This window comes from Microvirga sp. ACRRW (assembly GCF_022346925.1).
Classification (GTDB): domain Bacteria; phylum Pseudomonadota; class Alphaproteobacteria; order Rhizobiales; family Beijerinckiaceae; genus Microvirga.
In genome coordinates this window covers 428563-447136 of record NZ_JAKRNJ010000002.1, presented here as the reverse complement: position 1 = coordinate 447136, position 18574 = coordinate 428563, and the positions used below count along the sequence as shown (strand labels likewise).

Below are 18574 nucleotides of genomic sequence, written 5' to 3'. Positions count from 1 at the left end.
AAGGTTTGAGCCCCTTGCATTCGCCCTCCAACACACCCCATAAAGCTACGATATAAAGTTATATACCGAGCAATTTAGAAGGGGGCTTCAATGGTATCGGTCATTAAATGGAGCGAGTTTTCCGTCAATTCCGTCAAGGACGGCGAACAAGAAGGCGTTCAACTCCATGCGCTCAGCAATGGCCAATTCATGGCTGTCTGGGAGCATCAAAACGGCGCGGTCAGCACGATCTATGCTCAGCGCTTCTATAGCGGCGCGGCTCCTGCCGGCCCTCAGATCCAAATCAATACGAGCAGCGGCGAGCATAGCAAGCCCGTAATGACTGTCCTGAGCGACGGCCGCATTCTGTATGTCTGGCAAAACATCGATGCCACAAGCGCTGAGCCGAACCGGATTCTCGGCCGTATTTTTGGCGCCGATGGCAATCCTGTAGACGACGATTTCGTCATCGCCTCAAGCGCCGCGCCGCTGCAGACCCCGAAGGTCATCGCCGACAAAAACGGCGGGTTTGCTGTCAATTATACCGAGGGCGATGCTTCAAGTGGCCCCAGGGGAGCAGATGCAAAAATCGCTTTCTTCGATGAAACCGGCACCGCCTACGGAGGCGAATCCTTTGCTACGTTTAGTGAAGAGAAGAGCGCTGGTCTCATCGCGTTGGACGACAATATTTTCGTCTCGTTCGTGACAGACAGCTCTCTCGGTAGCGAGGTTTCCCATACGCTGCGAGCGCAGATCATCATTGCGGATGGAACCACCGTCACTAATCGTGGCGCCTGGACATGGTCCATCGAGTACGCGAAGAACACCTCCCCAAGCGCGGCAGCTTTGCATGATGGACGTGTCGTCGTCACTTGGACGACTCCCAGTTCTAGCGGGACGGGCCATGATATCATGGCACAGGTCCTGGAGGTAAACAGCGACGGCACTTCTACCCTTGTCGGCACTCCGATCACCGTAAGTGCCAATGTGGGCAATCAGACAAGCCCGAGCGTGACCATGCTCCGTCAAGGTGGATTTGCTATCTCCTATCTCGATAGCAGCGAGCCTGGCGCCGCTCGTGTCATGGTTGCCGTTTATGATGAGAACAGGAATGCAGTCGCAACGCAGATCGTCGCCAACGAGAGCGATGTACCCGCTGGCTTGCGTTTCGCTCCCACGCTTATCGAGCTTCGCGACGGTCGCCTCATTGCATCCTGGAACGAGAACATCCCCACTTCTCCGCACGATCCCTCCGGCATCCGTGGCCGCGTGATCGACGCGCGTTTCAAGGGCTTCCAAGATGATGGCTCGGATGCCAACGACCAGCTGATCGGCTCTGCGCTGGGCGATACGCTCAGCGGCGGCGCTTTCGGCAACGATGAGCTTCTGGGCCGTGACGGCAACGACAAGCTCTATGGCGGATCGGGGACCGGATTGGGCGACGATACGCTCGATGGCGGCGCTGGCGTTGATACGATGGAAGGTGGTGTTGGCAATGACACCTACCATGTCGATAACACTGCCGACGTAATCGTCGAACTCGCGGGCGGCGGCACGGATCTGGTCAAGACGACTGCCAGCTATACCCTGTCCGACCATGTCGAGAATATCCTGGCCGAAGGTACCAACGCCATCAACCTCACGGGTAACGCTCTCGACAACACGATCACCGGCAACGCAGCCGCGAACGTGCTGAAGGGCGGCCTCGGCAACGATACCTATTATGCCGACAACCTCGACACCATCGTCGAAGGTGCGGGCGAAGGCACGGACCGGGTCATCACCTCGTTCAGCCATACCCTTGCCGCGAATGTCGAGAACCTGACGGCCGTCGGAACGGCGGCGATCACCCTCACCGGCAACGGGCTCGCCAACACGATCAACGGCAACAGCGCCAACAACACGATCAATGGCGGCGACGGCAACGATACCATGGCCGGCGGCTTGGGCGACGACACCTATTATGTCGGCAGCGCAGGCGATCGCGTCACGGAATTGGCAGGACAAGGCACCGACAAGATCATCGTTGGCTTCAACTACACGCTTGGAGACAACATCGAGAATCTTCAGGCCACCGGCTCGGGCAACCTTACGCTGACCGGCAACAGCCTGAACAACAACATCGAGGGCAACAGCGGCGCCAACACCATCATTGGCGGCGCAGGCAACGATACGCTCGACGGCGGCACGGGTGCCGACCGCATGGAGGGTGGCAACGACAGCGACACCTATTATGTCGACAATGCCAAGGACGTTGTCGTGGAGGGTAAAGGTGGCGGCTACTACGATCAGGTCGTGACCAAGATCAACTACACCCTCGGCACCAACGTGGAATGGGGCTGGATCTTCAGCGCGAAGGGACTCACGCTCACGGGCAACTCCGTCAATAACCACCTCAACGGCAATGTCGGCAACGACAAGCTCAATGGCGGCGCAGGAAACGATACCCTGGTCGGCGCGTCAGGCGCCGATACCATGACCGGCGGCACGGGCAACGACAGCTACTTCGTCGACAACAAGAAGGACAAGGTGATCGAGACCGCCAACGGCGGCAAGGCTGACATGGTGACGACCGGCATCAGCTACACCCTCGGGGCTTACGTGGAGAACCTCACGGGCGCCGGCTCTTCGGCTCTGTCTTTGACCGGTAACTCGCTGAACAACAAGATCGTCGGCAATGACGGCAAGAGCACGATCAAGGGCCAGGCCGGCAACGACATCATCGACGGCGGGTACGGCAACGACGTGCTCTATGGTGGGTCCGGCAAGGACTCGTTCGTGTTCAGCAAGGGCTTTGACAGAGGCTCGAACGTGGACACGATCAAGGACTTCTCGGTCAAGGACGACACGATCCGCCTGGACAACGCGATCTTCAAGTCGCTCGTCAAGACCGGCAAGCTCAACAAGTCGTTCTTCACCATCGGCCCGAAGGCGAAGGGCGCGGACGACTACATCATCTACGACAACAAGAAGGGCATCCTCTATTACGATGCCGACGGCTCGGGCGCAGGCGCTGCGATCAAGATCGCAACGCTCGGCAAGAAGCTGAAGATGACCCACGCCGACTTCCTCGTCATCTGAGGTCTCTAGCTCCAACACGATTGACGAAGAACGGGCTGCTTCTCGCGAGGCAGCCCGTTTTTCTTGGGCGGGTCATGCGGCTGTCAGACGCTCGGTCTCATGGTCTTGAAGGTAGGGCTGCCGGAATGGCCTGCTCCCTTGCCTTTGCGGAAGAGGGAGGATAATCCCATACATTATATAGTTAAGCTTACACAATAGACCTTACGTAAGGGAAGATCATGGCCACACCAGCACCTTGGGGCAATCCGTTCGGCGTCAGCACGACCAAAGGCCGTCAAGCGAATATGAAAGTCGCAGCTTTCGTGGATGGCTCTTTCGTAGCCGTTTGGCAGGATTCAAGCGGAGAAGGCGAGGATCCGAACGCCATTCGCGGCCAACTCTTCAATGCCGACGGCAGCAAGCGCGGCGGTGAGTTCATCGTCAATTCCACGCCTGAGGGCGATCAGTATGAGCCGACTGTTACGGTTCTCGCCGATGGACGCTTTGTAGTGGCCTGGACGGATCTTAGTGAGACGGACGATCCGTCGTCCGCAGGTATCCGCGCCCGTATCTTCAGCGCGGACGGCACCGCCTTCAACCGGACGGGAGCGCCGGGTGGCGACGCGGACTTTCAAGTCAATGGCACCATGAAGGACGGTCTGCAGGAGAAGCAATCAGTCGCCGCGCTCGCGAATGGTGGCTTCGTCATTACCTTCAGGGATATGCAGACAGGTTACGCTTACGCTCAGGTGTTCGATGCTCAGGGCTTTCATGCTGGAGCAGAAGTTGCAGTCCAACAAACATATGGCATCACTACCGTCATTGCTTCGGCTGATGGCTACAGAGTATTCAATGTATCCGATTTCAAAATCTACGGCAGAACTTTTTACAACGATGGGCGGGAGCCGTCGGCGGAATTCCTTATTTCAAACCCGGATACGCTCGCTAGCGACCTGAATGTAACGAGCCTCTCGGATAGCCGTTACGTCGTCACCTGGGTGGCCATGGTATTTCCTGAGGGCGCATCTAGGCCGAGCTTCTCCAACAAGGCACAGATCTACAATTCCGACGGGAGCAAGTTCAGTGTCGAGATCAGCATCAGCGGCTCGGATACAGCCTTCCAATATATAAACGGTGCGACGGCTTTGCCCAATGGAGGCTTTGCCGTTTCTCTCGTGTCCACCATGAAATCAGAGCCCTCAGTAGATGACCTGTTCGATGTCGGCATGATTTCTTTCGACGCCAATGGCAACAAAACCGGCACGAACATGAAGCTCGGCCAAATCTCGGGCCGTAACCTTGAAAGCGTCGATATCTCGACCCTGGCCGATGGCCGTGTGATCATCACGTGGGATACATCCGATGGGACCGACGGCGCCAATGTGCGCGGCCAGATCGTTGACGGTCGCGCGGCGGGCATCACGCTTCCAGGCACATCTAACAACGATGAGTATTACGGCTCTACCTTCAACGATCACCTGAACGGTGCAGCAGGCAACGACAAGCTCGTCGGTGGCAACGGCAACGACACGCTCATCGGCGGCACCGGTGTCGACACCCTCGACGGCGGCGCAGGCGACGACACATACACCTACGACGTCGAGGACATCATCCTCGATGCGGGTGGCAACGACACGCTGATCGTCGCATCGCATTATACCTTGAGCAACACCTCGGCGTTGGAAAACCTCACTGCATCGGGCACGGCTGCGATCAAGCTCACCGGCAACAATGCCGCCAACGCCCTGACCGGCAATGCCGGAGCCGATACGCTGACCGGCAACGGCGGCAACGACACGCTGGACGGCGCAGGCGGCGCGGACCGCATGGAGGGTGGCAAGGGCAACGACGTCTATTACGTCAACCACAAGTCCGACAAAGTGATCGAGGCCAAGTCCGGCGGCACCGACACGGTCCATTCCCGCATCAGCTATACGCTCGGCACCCATGTCGAGAAGCTGATCGGCGACGGCGCGAGCGCCATCAATCTGACCGGCAATGAAGCGTCGAACACCATCATCGGCAACGCGGGCAAGAACACCATCAAGGGCAATGGCGGCAACGACGTCATCGATGGCGGGCTCGGCAACGACGTGCTCTATGGCGGCACGGGCAAGGACGCGTTCGTGTTCAGCACGGCGCTCCACAAGAGCAAGAACGTCGACACGCTCAAGGACTTCTCGGTGCGTGACGACACGATCCGCCTGGACAACGCGATCTTCACCAAGCTGACCAAGACGGGCAAGCTCAACAAGTCGTTCTTCAAGATCGGCACCAAGGCCGGGGATAAGAATGACTTCATCGTCTACAACGACAAGACCGGCGCGCTCTTCTACGATGCCGACGGCTCGGGCAAAAAGGCCGGCCTGATCAAGATCGCCCAGCTACCCAAGAACTTGGAGATGACCGCCGCCGACTTCCTCGTCATCTGAGGTCTGCTTCCCGACAAAACGGAAGGGTCGGAGATCATCTCACCGGCCCTTTTCTATTGTCCATCGTTGAAAGCACTCACCCCATAAGGGCAGGCGTGGCGCGCATACTGCCGACTTCGAGGCCGTTCCAGTTCTTGAACACGGGCTTTGCAAGCGCCTCGACGGCGGCACGCTCCTGATCGTTCAGGGGCAGGAAGCGCAGGACGAGCCCGGCCATCATGACTTCCGCCGCACGTGCGTTTCCATCCTCGGCCTTGAGCGCGACGCCGTAGCCGAGTTCCGGGAAGGCGGCGCAATAGACGCCCTCGGCGCCGACCTTCACGAAGGCGCGCTCCTTCAGAACGTCCATGAGCTTGGTGTCGAACCGGTCTGTCCCCGCCACCATGAAGGGGTGACCCGCCACGGCTTTGCGGATGCGCTCCGCCGCCGCTTTCGTCTCACGCGAAAGATGAGCGCCGGAGCCGAACTTGGCGAAGCCGAAAGCGAGCGATGGCAGTGGGATGGCGTAAGTCGGGATCGAGCAGCCATCGATGCCGCTATTCTCCATGGTGTGGCAGGCGCCCGTCATGTCCTCCAGGGCCTCGCGCACCATGCGCTGCACCGGATGGCTGGCGCTCACATAGCCCTTCGGGTCCTCGCCTGTCCCGCAGGCGAGGCAGATGAAGCCTGCATGCTTGCCCGAGCAATTGTTGTGAAGGGCATTCGGAGTACCGCCTTGAGCCGCAAGGGCCCGGTTTGCCGCCTCGCCCATGGGCCAGTGAGTGCCGCATTCGAGGCATCCCACATCCTGTCCGGCCTTGGCCAGCATGGCCTGCGCCACTCGCGCATGATCCGGCTCTCCCGAATGGGAGGCGCAGGCAAGCGCAATCTCTTCATCGGTCAGGGCATACTTTTCCGCGATGCCCTGCTCCAGCAGGGGAAGCGCCTGAAGTGCCTTGACGGCCGAGCGCGGGAAGACCCGCCGGTCCACGTCGCCGATGGAAAGGACTGTCCCGCCATCCGCATCGACCACGGAAACGCTGCCCCGATGGCGCGATTCGATCAATGGTCCGCGGGTGACCTCGACAAGGAAAGGGTTATCCATGAATGCCCCGTTTCTGAAACGGCGGTCTTTTGGGCGCGCTTTGGCCGGATGTCAAAGGGGGTATTGTTTCATAAGAGCCGGTTCCCCGGCCTTTCCCTGGGTTGCGGCCCGGTCCCGGAGGCCCTAAACCGTCGCTTTGAAGAGAGAGGGGAGCGATCCTGATGCGCATTGCGATGATCGGGTCTGGTTATGTTGGTCTGGTGTCCGGGGCGTGCTTTGCCGATTTCGGCCACGAAGTCTGCTGCGTGGACAAGGACCCGAGCAAGATCGAGGCCCTCAACCGCGGCGAGATCCCCATCTTCGAGCCCGGCCTCGACGATCTCGTGGCGAACAACGTGCGCGAAGGCCGCCTGACCTTCACCACTAACCTGCCCGACGCGGTCAGGAATGCAGAGGCCGTGTTCATCGCTGTCGGCACTCCCTCCCGCCGCGGCGACGGCCATGCCGACCTGTCCTATGTCTATCAGGCCGCCCGCGACATCGCAGGCGCCATCAGCGGCTATACGGTGGTGGTGACCAAGTCGACCGTGCCGGTGGGCACAGGCGACGAGGTGGAGCGCATCATCCGCGAAACCCGCCCCGACGCCGATTTCTCGGTGGTCTCCAACCCGGAATTCCTGCGTGAAGGGGCGGCGATTACCGATTTCAAGCGCCCCGACCGCATCGTCATCGGCACCGATGAGGTGCGCGCGCAAAACGTCATGAACGAGGTCTACCGTCCGCTCTACCTCAACCAGTCGCCGGTACTCGCCATGTCGCGGCGCACAGCGGAGCTGACGAAATATGCGGCCAACGCCTTTCTGGCCACCAAGATCACCTTCATCAACGAGATCGCGGATCTGTGCGAGCAGGTGGGCGCGAACGTGCAGGATGTCGCCCGCGGCATCGGGCTGGACAACCGCATCGGCGCCAAGTTCCTGAATGCCGGCCCCGGCTATGGCGGCTCGTGCTTCCCGAAGGATACGCTGGCGCTGATCAAGACGGCGCAGGATTACGAGGCTCCCATCCGCATCGTGGAGACGGTGGCGGCGGTCAACAGCCAGCGCAAGCGCGCCATGGGCCGGAAAGTCATCGCGGCCTGCGGCGGCTCGGTGCGGGACAAGACCATCGCGGTGCTGGGGCTGACCTTCAAGCCCAACACGGACGACATGCGCGATGCGCCGTCGTTGGACATCATCACGGCGCTGCAGGATGCGGGCGCCCGGGTGCGGGCCTATGACCCGGAAGGCATGGAAGCGGCGAGTTCCATGCTCACCAACGTGGAATACGCCAAGGACGCCTATGATTGCGTGCGTGGAGCCGATGCCCTGGTGATCGTGACGGAATGGGACATGTTCCGGGCGCTCGACCTCAAGCGCCTCAAGGCAGCCCTGGCGGAACCCGTGGTGGTGGACCTGCGCAACGTCTACCGGCCTGAGGAGATGGACCGGAACGGCTTCACATACGTGAGCATCGGACGGGTTTAAATCGAGGCGGGGGCTGTTCACGCGGACGCCGTCCGTGCCATACCTCCCGCACCGTCACCGTTGCTGATGCCGACGCCTTTTGGAGCGCCCCATGCAGACCTTCTTCGTCGAGATCAAGTGCAAACTCGGCAAGACCTACGCGGTCGCCAACGCCCTCGCCGACCGGGAAATCGCGTCCGAGATCTACTCGACCGCAGGCAATTACGACATTCTCGCCAAGTTCCACGTGGATGACGGCGTCGATATCGGCCATTTCATCGCCCAGAACGTGCAGGTGATCCCCGAGATCGCGGACACTCACACGATCATCACGTTCAAGGCGTTCTGATCAAAAGCCATTTGGATCAGCGCGTCACCGCGCTGGTCTCCGCCACATCGGAAGCGACTGCCGGGCGTGTGACCTCGGCGAGATAGGGGCCAATGCCTTCATAGCGGTCGAGGCGGCGCACGATCTTCGAGTCGATCTTGTTGTAAAGCTCGGCGACCGAGACCGGGCGGCGCTTACGGCCCTTGCCTTCCATGAACAGGCCCGTATTGGCCTTGGCTGCTGCCGGGAACAGCTTGGAGGCCTTCATGTTCGGGTCCTGGTCGAGCACCTCCAGGAAGCGCACGGCGCTCCTGGCGCCGAGGAAATGAGCGAGGTAGAGCTCGGCTTCCGCAAGCTCGCGCTCGCCCTGCGCGATGAGCGCGCGCTCAACATCCTTGATCAGCTCACCGGCCATCAGCGCCGAGAAATAGGGATCGGTGCGCAGGTTCATCACCCATTCCCGGTCCTTATCGCTCACCACCGGATCGCCATTGACGATGCGGATGGCAGCGGCTGCGGCAGTAAAGCCGTAATCGGCCGCGTGCATGGAGACGATCTCGAGCCAGGTACGGTCGATGAACTGGAACAGGCCCTCGGCTGACGAGGTCGGAGCCTTGGCCTCGGGCGAGAGGCTCGATTCCACGTCCGCCAGCGTCATCATGTAGACCGGGTCTACGCCCGTCACATGGGCCGCCTTGAGGATGGAGTGAACCAGCCAGCGCGGGATGTTGCGCCCGTTGAAGGGAATGATCTCGTCCGGGTTGGCTCCGTCCGAGTACATGTCCTCATGATGGGGCTGAGGCTTCGGCTTGGACTTCTTGGTGAGAGCGAACGCCCCGTCGAGAATCGCCTGGAAGAGACCCGGCTGCTTGCCGAGCTCCGGCACATAGGCCACGGAGGCCACGATGGGATTGGCCACGATCCGCGATTTGGCGTGAGATGAGTAGTTGTCGCCCGCCATTGCGGTTGGCAGGGTGGCGACGGCGGCAGGTCCCGCCGTCAGCCCCTGGAATCCAACCATCAGGCCCAGAGCAAGGGCCACATGAACCGTCTTGAGACGGCCACCTGAACGCGGGTCCGCAACAGGTTGCGGCACAGCGCACAGCAGCGTTCTTGCATTACTCGGCATCACACTTGTTCCCGCAAGGTCCGGTTTGGGTCCGAACCACCCCTTGTGTCATTCTGGGACAAGAGTTGACGGGTAGTTGTGTCGAGATTCGGTCAGCTTGGCCGTAAGAAGCCAATCTTAGGGGCTTCCAAAGCGTCTTTTCCCCGGGAAAAGATCCCTAAATCCAAAAAATCATGAGGAAGATTGAGCCACGAGCTGCGCGTTCGTCCGCTCGAGGCGCTGCGCCAATTCGCGCATCACGGCCAGGGACATCTGCGGGAATTGGGCCAATAACTCGAGAAAAACACGCTTATCGATGCGAAGCGCCGTGGTTGGCTCGGCGGCCATGATGGTTGCCGAACGCGGCGTATCGGAAAGAATGCCCATCTCGCCAACAAGAGCATTGCTGGAGAGTTGTGCCACCTGAATTTCTCCCGTGGGCGTGTTGAGAAGAACGCTCGCGCGCCCGTCGAGGAGCACAAAAGCCGCGTCGGAAGGGTCTCCCTGCGAAAAGAATCGCTGGCCGGCGGCGAATTGCACCCGCTCGCTGGTAAAGGCGAGAAGCTTCAGGCGGGCCGGATCCACATCCCGGAACATCGGCACCTGCCTCAGGGACTGAACCTCGGTTTCAAGGGTCATGCCACCTCTCCTACGCTCGGGGCGGTCTCCGCCGGGGGCTTCTTAGGTTGCCCCTGCGGGTCTGCCGCCTTTTCTGTGACAATACGTCCATTGTTGAAACGCATCTGAACATCGAAAGCCTCGGTCTGTCGATCATTGGACAGCACCATGAACAGGCTTTGTTGTTCAAGGTGATCGAGCAAGGCCTTGAGGATCTTATGAGCGCGCTCCTCGTCGAAGGGTGCGAGAGCACCGTCGATGACGAGAATGTCGGGCCGTTTCACTAGGCAGCGCACCAGATTGACGCTCGCCCGCTCTTGCGGAGAGAGGAGCCGGCCCGCGGCGCCTACCTCATGATCCAGGCCGATCCGCTCGACATCTTCCAGAAGATCGAGTTCCCGAATGACCGTGGCAATGGCCTCCGCAACCCTATGGCGGGCATCGGCGACCTGATAATTGACGCGGCCGAAGAGCAGGTTGTCGCGCAAAGGGGCGGCCATGCAGATCGCCTCGGGATCGTAAAGATCCACCCCAGCGGCCTCCGCCTTTTCGAGGGTTTTGCGCACGAGCTTGCGGGCCTCGACGATCTGCTGCCTCAGCTCGTCGTCGAGCAGGCCGAGGCGGTGTCTGGCCTCGATATAAGCGAGCGGCAGGGACAGGAGCTTCGTCCGCTCTTCGCGTCTCAGATCGCCCCTGCCCCTCGCCCGGCGGCGCAGGATGGCCTCGTATTCGGGGAGTTCATCCGCGCCGATGAACGAGAACTGCGCGAACAGGGAATGGCCCGGCGGCAGGCCCTGGAAGATCTCGGTCATGGTCTCCGCAATCTGCAGGCCCATCTCGGTGAGCTTGTCGGTGAGCCCCGCCCTGTCGATGGCGCTGCGGAACAGCGGATTGTCGGCAAGATTGCGGCCCATGAACTCGTCGGAGATCGGAACGCCGAACAACAGGTTCTCGGCAATCGTAGCCTGCTCGTTGTAGCGATCCATATCGAAAGGCTCGACGAGATCGGACATCCCGTTCGAGCGGAAGTTCTCCCGCAACCGGCGGCGAGCCTCGACCACGCGCTCCGCAAGCGCCGTGTGCCGTTCCGGATCGATCCTACCGGCAAGCCCGAACAGGTAGATCGCCTCCCCCATCTCGACCCGCTCCAGCAGGCCGACCAACACCCGGTCGAGATCATGCTCGTCCTTCACGCCGAGCCGTTCATAATCGATCCAGCGATCGCTGATGCTCTCGAAGGGATTGCCCGTCCGCGCCGCCTCGGCGATGCGCTGGGTCATCTCACGCCTGTCCTCCTCGCTGCGGCCCACGGGCTTGAAGCGAAGGCCATAGACGAGATTGTCGCGAATGCTGCCGGGGAAGAGAATAGGATCGACACCCGCATAGGCGATCCTGTGGCCGGTCACGGCGGGAGAAAGCTGCATGAGTTCCCGGTCCCCGATGCAGACGCGCCCGCCGAAACTCGGGATGCGGCGAGCCAGGATGCGCGCCACGATGCTTGCCGCGGGACTGCCGTAGGAGATCAGCGCCAGGGTGGTCGGCAGCTCCAGGGAGAAGGACGCATCATCGATGATCAGGTCGCCGTGCGGACCGCTGACGCTGAGCCCTTCGACCACAAGCGGCCCGACCAGAGGCTCGCCCTCGGCCTCCTCCTTGGCTTCGATCATCGGCCCCAAACGCTCTTCCGCAAAGTGCTGGGTGACCTGATCGTATTTCACCTGCACGTCGAGGCGCTGCTGATCCCAATCGATCAGCTCCTTCAGGGGCGGCGGAAGCTCGCGATAGGCGTTGATCACGGCCACCAGCTGACCGATGTCGAGCGTGCCGCGCAAGGCGAAATAACCGCCGATGGCGTAGAACAGGAACGGCGTGACCTGAGACAGGAAATTGTTGAGGAATTTGACCGCGAATTTCCGGTTATAGATCTTCAGGCGGATCGCGAAGAGACCGAACAGACGGCCGCCGATCTCCGCCCGCTCCCAGGCATAGGCATTGTGAACGTGCACGACCTCGATGCCGTCGAGCACCTCGCCGATGCGCCCCGCAAGCTCGCGGGAGGCGAGCTGGCGTTGCTTGCCAAGGCGCAGAAGCTCCCGCCGCAGACGGGGAATGATGGTGAATTGTAGCGCGATCACGCCAAGGGCCATGAGGCCGAGCCAGATGTTCTGCACCATGATGAAGATCAGCGCCGTCAAGGCCTGCATGCCGAGCAGGACCGGCGTGATGAAAGCATCGCCGATGAACCCGCCAATGGGTTCGACCTCATCCTTGATAATGGTGGCGGTCTCAGAGGATTTGACGTTGCGCAGCGCATCCGGCGTGAATCGCAGAACCATCGCGAACAGCTCGAAGCGCATGCGCCGGAGCATCCGCTCCCCGAGGACGCCCTTGGCGAGGTTGATCCAGTATTTGAAGCCGTTGTTCACGACCACGAAGAACAGGAACAGGGACGAGAGGCCGAGCAACAAACCGACCCTGCCCACCTGGAATCCGTCGAAGAGTTGAAGCGATCCGCCACCCAGCCATTGGGGCCAGTCGATATGGATTTGCAGGAAGGGTGCCGTAGCGTTCCCGTCCTTGAAGGCCTCACCCTGAATGGCTTCGTTCACGATCCGGCGAGGCAGGTCGAGAGAAATGAAATAAAACGGTTGAGACAAAAGCACGATGAAGCATATGAACAGCTGGTCGCGCCTTGAGTGATTCCAGATATATCTAAAGAGGCTCTTTTCCATTGACGTAGAGTTACAACCTTCAAAGCTGAAGAGACCTCTTCCCGATCCCCGATCCCGCCTTATCTGATCGGAGGGGGCATGAGAACAGGTAGAGACGGGAGACGCGTCGTCAACCGACGCGCCTTCCTGCCAAGGGGCATCCGGATGGCGGATTTGGCGACCATTTTGAACAAGGAACCGGCTCCGCACCCGATCTGGCCCAGCCCCGCCCGGGGCCCCAGGGTCCTGATCTACAGCCACGATACCTTCGGCCTGGGCCATCTCCGCCGCTCGCGGGCGCTGGCCAACGCCATCGTCGGCGACCGGCCCGATGCCTCGGTGGTGATCATCTCGGGCTCGCCGGTGATCGGGAATTTCGAGTTCGGCAGCGGGGTCGACTACATTCGCATTCCCGGCGTCACGAAACTGCCGGACGGCGATTACCGCACCCTCAACCTCAATGTGGACCTGGACGAGGCCGTAGGCCTGCGCCAGGCGCTCATTCTCCAGACCGCAAAGGCTTTCCAGCCGGACGTTTTCATCGTGGACAAGGAGCCCACCGGCTTTCGCGGCGAGGTGGTTCCGGCCCTCGATTACCTGCAGGCCGTCGGCTGCCGCCTCGTGCTCGGCATCCGCGACGTGATGGACGAACCTGCCCTGCTCGTTCCCGAATGGGAGCGCAAGGGCGCGCGGGAAGCGTTGATCCGCTACTACGACGAGATCTGGGTCTATGGCCTCAGGGATGTGTATCAGCCGCTCCAGGCCCTCGACCTGCCGGAGGAAGTGAACCGGCGCATCACCTATACCGGCTATCTGCGCCGCGAGATCCCGCCAACGCCCTCGCTGACGAAATATCCGAAGATCACCAAGCAGCCCTTCATCCTGGTGACCACCGGCGGCGGCGGGGACGGCGACGATCTCATCGATTGGGTGATCTCGGCCTATGAGGCCGATCAGACCCTGGAACAGCCTGCTCTCATCCTGTTCGGCCCCTTCATCGACCGCGACAAGCGTCGCGCCTTCGTGGAGCGCATCGCCAAGCAGCCGAAGCTCGATGTCATGTCCTTCGACACCAAGATCGAGCGGCTCATGAGGAAGGCTGACGCCATCGTGGCCATGGGCGGCTACAACACGTTCTGCGAGGCTTTGTCGTTCGACAAGCGCACGCTGATCGTGCCGCGCACCCGACCGCGCCTCGAACAATATATCCGCGCCGTAGAAGCCGAGCGCCTCGGCCTCGTGCGCATGCTGAGCGACCACAACGAGCCGCGCACGCCGGAGCGCATGGCGGAAGCCCTGCGGGCGCTCGCCTCGCAGCGGCGCCCGTCCGAGGTGACCATTCCTGGTCTTCTCGACGGACTTGACCGGGTGCAGGAGCGGCTTAAGGCTCTCACCGAGCCTGCCATCCAGTTCACGCCAACCTATCGTCAGGCGGCAGAGTAAAATTTCTGATGCTCCCTTCCAAAGACGCCCGCCGGATCGCCATTGTCGTGAAAGGCTATCCGCGCCTGTCCGAGACATTCATCGCGCAGGAAATCCTGGCGCTCGAAGAGCGCGGCCTCGATTGCGAGATCTGGTCCCTCCGCCATCCGACGGAGCGGGCCGTGCATCCCATGCACAAGAAGATCAAGGCGCGGACGACCTATCTTCCGGAATATCTCTACGAAGAGCCCCTGCGCGTTCTCAAAGGCGCGTGGTGGAGCCTAGGACGCAAAGGATTCGGCACAACGCTCACAGCCTTCTGGCGCGACCTGAGACGAGACTTCACTGCCAACCGCGTGCGGCGTCTCGGACAAGCATTCGTCATGGCACGAGAATTGCCCGCCGACGTGAAACACCTGCACGTTCACTATCTCCACACGCCCGCTTCCGTGGTGCGTTATGCGGCGCTGCTCACCGGCCGCACCTGGTCCTTCTCGGCCCATGCCAAGGACATCTGGACGACACCCGACTGGGAGAAGCGCGAGAAGATGCAGGAGGCATTGTGGGGTGTGACCTGCACGATCCATGGCGCGGAGCACCTGCAATCGTTGTCGACGCCCGAGCGCGTGACGCTCGCCTATCACGGCCTCGACCTTTCGCGTTTTCCCGCGCCTCTGGAAAATCGTCCGATGCGCGACGGCGCCGATCCCATGGATCCGGTGCGGATCGTTTCCGTGGGACGCGCGGTGGCGAAGAAGGGTTATGGCGATCTCATCCAGGCGCTTGCGGCGCTCCCGAGCGATCTGCACTGGCGCTTCGCGCATGTGGGCGGCGGCGAACTCCTGAGCAGCCTCAAGAAACAGGCGCAGCAGGCGGGCATCGCCGACAAGGTCGCGTTCCTGGGCTCGAAGGCGCAGCCCGACATCGTCGCCCTGCTGCGCGAGGCGGATCTCTTCGTGCTGCCATCCAAGAAAGCAGCCTCCGGCGACCGGGACGGATTGCCCAACGTGATCATGGAAGCGGCAAGCCAGGAGCTTGCCATTATCGCCACCGACTTCGCGGGCATTCCCGAATTCATCCGCGACGAGCAGGAAGGCAAGCTCGTGCCGCCCGGCGATTGGGAAGCCGTGTCGAACGGGCTAAACCTTTTGGCCCGCGATCCGGAACAGCGAAAGGCCTTGGGCGAAGCAGCCTATCGCCGCCTTCGTCACGACTTCTCGATGGAAGGCGGCATCGACATGCTGGCAACACGCTTCCGCGCGCTTGTCGGCGAAAACCCGAAACAGCCGGAGTCCGTGTGAGCGCCAAGGAACATAGCGTAAAGAAGCCTATTGCGTTCTATGCCCCTCTGAAAAGCCCGAACCACCCTCTGCCGTCGGGCGACCGCACCATGGCGCGCCTTCTCATGAAAGCGCTCGAGCGTGCAGGTTTTGCTCCGCAACTCGCAAGCGAATTGCGAACCCTCGACAAGATCGGCGACAGGCAGTTTCAGGAGAGCCTGAAACTGCAATCCCTGACCGAAGCCTCGCGCCTCATCGCGCATTATTCTGCGTTGCGACAAGAAGAGCGGCCCTGTCTCTGGTTCACCTATCACGTCTATTACAAGGCCCCCGACTGGATCGGCCCGCAAGTCAGCAAGGCTCTGAACATTCCCTATGTGATTACCGAGGGATCGCGGGCCAGCAAGCGCGCCGATGGACCATGGGCGCTCGGACACGAAGCGGCGGAGGCAGCGCTCGATCAAGCAGAAGCACTTTTCGTGATGACCATGAAGGATCGCGTGGCACTGGAGCGCGCCCGCCCATCACACCAGACCCTAATCGATCTGCCGCCTTTCATCGATGCTGAGGAATGGCCCCAACCCTTGTCTCGGCACGCATCGAAAACACCGCACCTTCTCACCGTCGCAATGATGCGCGAGGGCGACAAGCTTGCCTCCTATCGCATTCTCGCAAATGCGCTTGAGCGTATCGCGGATCTTCCCTGGTCGTTCGACATCGTCGGCGACGGCGAGGCGCGCCCCGAAATCGAACGCTCATTTGCACCTTTCAAGGATCGGGTGCACTTTCACGGACAGATCGAGAGCCGGACCGATCTGGCGAACCTTTATCGGAGCGCCGATCTTTTCGTCTGGCCTGCGGTCAACGAGGCCTATGGCATGGTGCTCTTGGAAGCTCAGCTTTTCGGCTGCGCCATCATTGCCGGCAATTTCGGCGGCGTCGCCAGCGTGGTGAAGCATGAAGAGACGGGCCTGTTGACGTTCCCCGGCGATGCACCAGCTTTCGCGGATGGGATGAGAAACCTACTTGAACATACCGAACGGCTTCGGGCCCTCGGCCAGAACGCGCAACGTTTCGTCAGCGAGGAGCGCAACCTCGATGGCGCAGCCATGCGTCTGCGCAAGGGGCTGTATTCGCTCTTGAGGCCCGAAGGAGCACGATCTTGCGCGTCCTGATCGCCGTCACGCATCTTTTGGGAGCGGGCCATCTCACGCGCGCAGCAGCACTTGCTCGGGCCTTCGCGCAAGGGGGCCATAAGGTTACGTTGGTTTCAGGAGGCGGTCCTCTTCAGCCCGCCGGCCTCGATGGCATCTCCTTCGTTCAATTGCCACCCGTTCGCATCACCGGCACGGATTTCAAGACGCTGCTCGATGAAGAAGGCGCACCGGTTCACAACTTCCGGCTGGCGGAACGGCGCATCCAGCTTCTCGAAACGTTGCGAACATTTCGCCCCGACATCGTCATCACCGAGCTCTTCCCCTTCGGCCGCCGCGTGCTGGCGGATGAGTTCACGATGCTTCTCGATGAAGCAAAGAGACAAAATCCGCGCCCGCTCGTCCTGTGCTCGATCCGCGATATTCTCGCCTCTCCCTCGAAGGCCGAGCGCATCGAGGAAACGCACGCACGCATTCTCGAAAGCTACGACGCCATCCTCGTTCACGGCGATCCTCGGATCGTGCCGCTCGAAGTCACATGGCCCGTGATTGAGCGCATTCGTCCTCTCATCCGCTACACCGGCTATGTGGACGAAAACCCAGAGCCATTGGAGCAGAGGAAGCGCGAAGGCATTCTCGTCTCCGGCGGATCGAGCGCGGCGAGCCTGCCGCTTTACCGCGCGGCCATCGCGGCGGCGCATGAGATCGCCGACAAGCCCTGGCGCATCCTGATCGGACGTGGCGTTGCGGAGGCTGATCTTCTGGCGCTTCGCGATAATGCGCCCGGCCATGTGACCATCGAGCGGGCACGGCCCGACTTTCGCGCCCTACTGGCGCAGGCTGAGCTCTCCATCAGCCAGGCTGGCTACAACACGGCCGTCGATCTTCTGCGCAGCGGCGTGAAGGCGGTTCTCGTGCCCTTCGAGGCAGGTCATGAAACAGAGCAGCGCCTGCGAGCGGAACGCCTGAAAGCCCTTGGCCTTGCGGAGATCGTGCCGGAAGCGGAGCTTTCGCCTCAGATGCTCACTGAGGCCGTGCGGCAAAGCCTGTCACGTGAGCCGTCGCCTCCTCCTCACGTCGAACTCGATGGCGCGCGCCAGTCGGTTGCCATTGCCGAAAGCCTCGCGCTTTCCCGCCCTGCCCTTCACCGCCCGATCGATTGGACGCCCATGGATCGGGCGCTAGACCGCGCGAGGGATCGCGGGTGCACAATCCGGTTCTGGTGGCGCGATGACGATGCGGTGGCGGACACGCCCCGGCTCGACCACCTGCTGACCTTGAGCCGGCGCGCGAAGGTCGGCGTTGCGCTCGCCGTGATCCCTCACGCCCTCGAACCTTCACTTGTATCGCGCCTGCAGAGCGAGGACGCTGTTTTCGCCCTGGTCCATGGCTGGTCTCATGCCAACCATGCGCCCATCGGTGAGAAGAAAGCCGAATTCGGGGCGCATCGTCCAGTTGAAGCCATGGCGCGGCAGGCGGAACAGGCCCTTCGCATTGCGCGCGAGAAGCTTGGCCGCAAGCTCCTTCCCGCCTTCGTCCCGCCCTGGAACCGGATCTCGCCCGAGTTGGTGCCTCACTTGCTCGGCTTGGGCTTTACGGCGCTTTCGACCTTCAACGACCGCAAGACCGCTTTCCCCGCTGAAGGATTGCTTCAGGTCAACACCCATATCGACCCCATCGACTGGCACGGCACCGGAAGCCTCGTCGATCCGGCCTCCCTCGTCGAGAACCTTGCTGCCGCCATCGAGTGCAGAGCGTCAGGCGATGCCGAAGAGGAGCCGATCGGGCTCCTGACGCATCATCTGGTACATGACGATATCACCTGGTCGTTCTGCGAGGAGCTTATGATGCGCCTCAATGCTAAGAACATTCCCATCCTCAGTCCTCGTGATGTGTTTTCGGCAAGAAACAGGATCACAGCCTTGGCTTGATGCGTTATGATGAGGGCCCGTT

Annotated in this window: 12 protein-coding genes; 8 read left to right on the top strand and 4 right to left on the bottom strand. The window is 61.2% G+C overall.

All coding sequences use genetic code 11. The features are described 5' to 3' along the window. The first annotated feature begins 90 nt into the window (after positions 1–90). Both MHY87_RS06245 and MHY87_RS06240 read left to right on the top strand, forming a co-directional pair. Positions 91–3060: a calcium-binding protein gene (locus MHY87_RS06245; protein WP_239350430.1), complete on the top strand. Its 2970-nt coding sequence runs from the start codon at positions 91–93 to the stop codon at positions 3058–3060. Between the two features lie 218 nt (positions 3061–3278). Continuing rightward, a complete protein-coding gene (locus MHY87_RS06240; protein ID WP_239350428.1) occupies positions 3279–5471 on the top strand; it encodes a calcium-binding protein in 2193 nt (730 codons plus the stop codon). Between the two features lie 76 nt (positions 5472–5547). Here the strand turns inward: MHY87_RS06240 and MHY87_RS06235 are convergent, their stop codons facing one another. After that, complete coding sequence (locus MHY87_RS06235) at positions 5548–6555, bottom strand: asparaginase (protein WP_239350426.1); 1008 nt, start codon at positions 6553–6555, stop codon at positions 5548–5550. 161 nt (positions 6556–6716) lie between these two features. On the opposite strand from MHY87_RS06235, the gene MHY87_RS06230 reads away from it, so the two are divergent. Next, positions 6717–8021 (top strand): UDP-glucose/GDP-mannose dehydrogenase family protein, encoded by a 1305-nt coding sequence (locus tag MHY87_RS06230; RefSeq protein WP_239350424.1) that lies wholly within the window; start codon positions 6717–6719, stop codon positions 8019–8021. 91 nt (positions 8022–8112) lie between these two features. After that, positions 8113–8349, top strand: coding sequence for an Lrp/AsnC ligand binding domain-containing protein (locus MHY87_RS06225; protein WP_239350422.1), 237 nt, complete (start codon positions 8113–8115; stop codon positions 8347–8349). A gap of 16 nt (positions 8350–8365) precedes the next feature. On the opposite strand, the gene MHY87_RS06220 is transcribed toward MHY87_RS06225, so the two are convergent. The 3 genes from MHY87_RS06220 to MHY87_RS06210 form a co-directional block, all read right to left on the bottom strand. After that, positions 8366–9457, bottom strand: coding sequence for a transglycosylase SLT domain-containing protein (locus MHY87_RS06220; protein WP_239350421.1), 1092 nt, complete (start codon positions 9455–9457; stop codon positions 8366–8368). 171 nt (positions 9458–9628) lie between these two features. Beyond that, positions 9629–10075, bottom strand: coding sequence for a Crp/Fnr family transcriptional regulator (locus MHY87_RS06215; protein WP_239350420.1), 447 nt, complete (start codon positions 10073–10075; stop codon positions 9629–9631). After that, positions 10072–12663: an ABC transporter ATP-binding protein gene (locus MHY87_RS06210; RefSeq protein WP_239350419.1), complete on the bottom strand. Its 2592-nt coding sequence runs from the start codon at positions 12661–12663 to the stop codon at positions 10072–10074. The genes MHY87_RS06215 and MHY87_RS06210 overlap by 4 nt, the downstream gene beginning before the upstream one ends. A 285-nt stretch (positions 12664–12948) precedes the next feature. On the opposite strand from MHY87_RS06210, the gene MHY87_RS06205 reads away from it, so the two are divergent. The 4 genes from MHY87_RS06205 to MHY87_RS06190 are packed head-to-tail and all read left to right on the top strand — an operon-like array spanning position 12949 to position 18552. Next, positions 12949–14208: a glycosyltransferase family protein gene (locus MHY87_RS06205; protein WP_370644864.1), complete on the top strand. Its 1260-nt coding sequence runs from the start codon at positions 12949–12951 to the stop codon at positions 14206–14208. Positions 14209–14216: 8 nt separating this feature from the next. Beyond that, positions 14217–15488 carry a glycosyltransferase family 4 protein gene (locus tag MHY87_RS06200; RefSeq protein ID WP_239350417.1) on the top strand — a complete coding sequence of 424 codons (1272 nt, stop codon included), beginning with the start codon at positions 14217–14219 and terminating at the stop codon, positions 15486–15488. Further along, the gene (locus tag MHY87_RS06195) at positions 15485–16642 is read left to right on the top strand and encodes a glycosyltransferase family 4 protein (RefSeq protein WP_239350416.1); all 1158 of its coding nucleotides are present in this window, start codon (positions 15485–15487) and stop codon (positions 16640–16642) included. Before MHY87_RS06200 ends, MHY87_RS06195 begins: the two co-directional genes overlap by 4 nt. Next, complete coding sequence (locus tag MHY87_RS06190; protein WP_239350415.1) at positions 16630–18552, top strand: glycosyltransferase; 1923 nt, start codon at positions 16630–16632, stop codon at positions 18550–18552. Before MHY87_RS06195 ends, MHY87_RS06190 begins: the two co-directional genes overlap by 13 nt. Positions 18553–18574 lie beyond the last annotated feature (22 nt).

What these genes read in the sequence shown, in the direction of transcription:
- MHY87_RS06245 (WP_239350430.1), top strand. Translation starts at nt 91, where the DNA reads ATGGTATCGGTCATTAAATGGAGCGAGTTTTCCGTCAATTCCGTCAAG.
- MHY87_RS06240 (WP_239350428.1), top strand. Translation starts at nt 3,279, where the DNA reads ATGGCCACACCAGCACCTTGGGGCAATCCGTTCGGCGTCAGCACGACC.
- MHY87_RS06235 (WP_239350426.1), bottom strand. Translation starts at nt 6,555, where the DNA reads ATGGATAACCCTTTCCTTGTCGAGGTCACCCGCGGACCATTGATCGAA.
- MHY87_RS06230 (WP_239350424.1), top strand. Translation starts at nt 6,717, where the DNA reads ATGCGCATTGCGATGATCGGGTCTGGTTATGTTGGTCTGGTGTCCGGG.
- MHY87_RS06225 (WP_239350422.1), top strand. Translation starts at nt 8,113, where the DNA reads ATGCAGACCTTCTTCGTCGAGATCAAGTGCAAACTCGGCAAGACCTAC.
- MHY87_RS06220 (WP_239350421.1), bottom strand. Translation starts at nt 9,457, where the DNA reads ATGCCGAGTAATGCAAGAACGCTGCTGTGCGCTGTGCCGCAACCTGTT.
- MHY87_RS06215 (WP_239350420.1), bottom strand. Translation starts at nt 10,075, where the DNA reads ATGACCCTTGAAACCGAGGTTCAGTCCCTGAGGCAGGTGCCGATGTTC.
- MHY87_RS06200 (WP_239350417.1), top strand. Translation starts at nt 14,217, where the DNA reads ATGCTCCCTTCCAAAGACGCCCGCCGGATCGCCATTGTCGTGAAAGGC.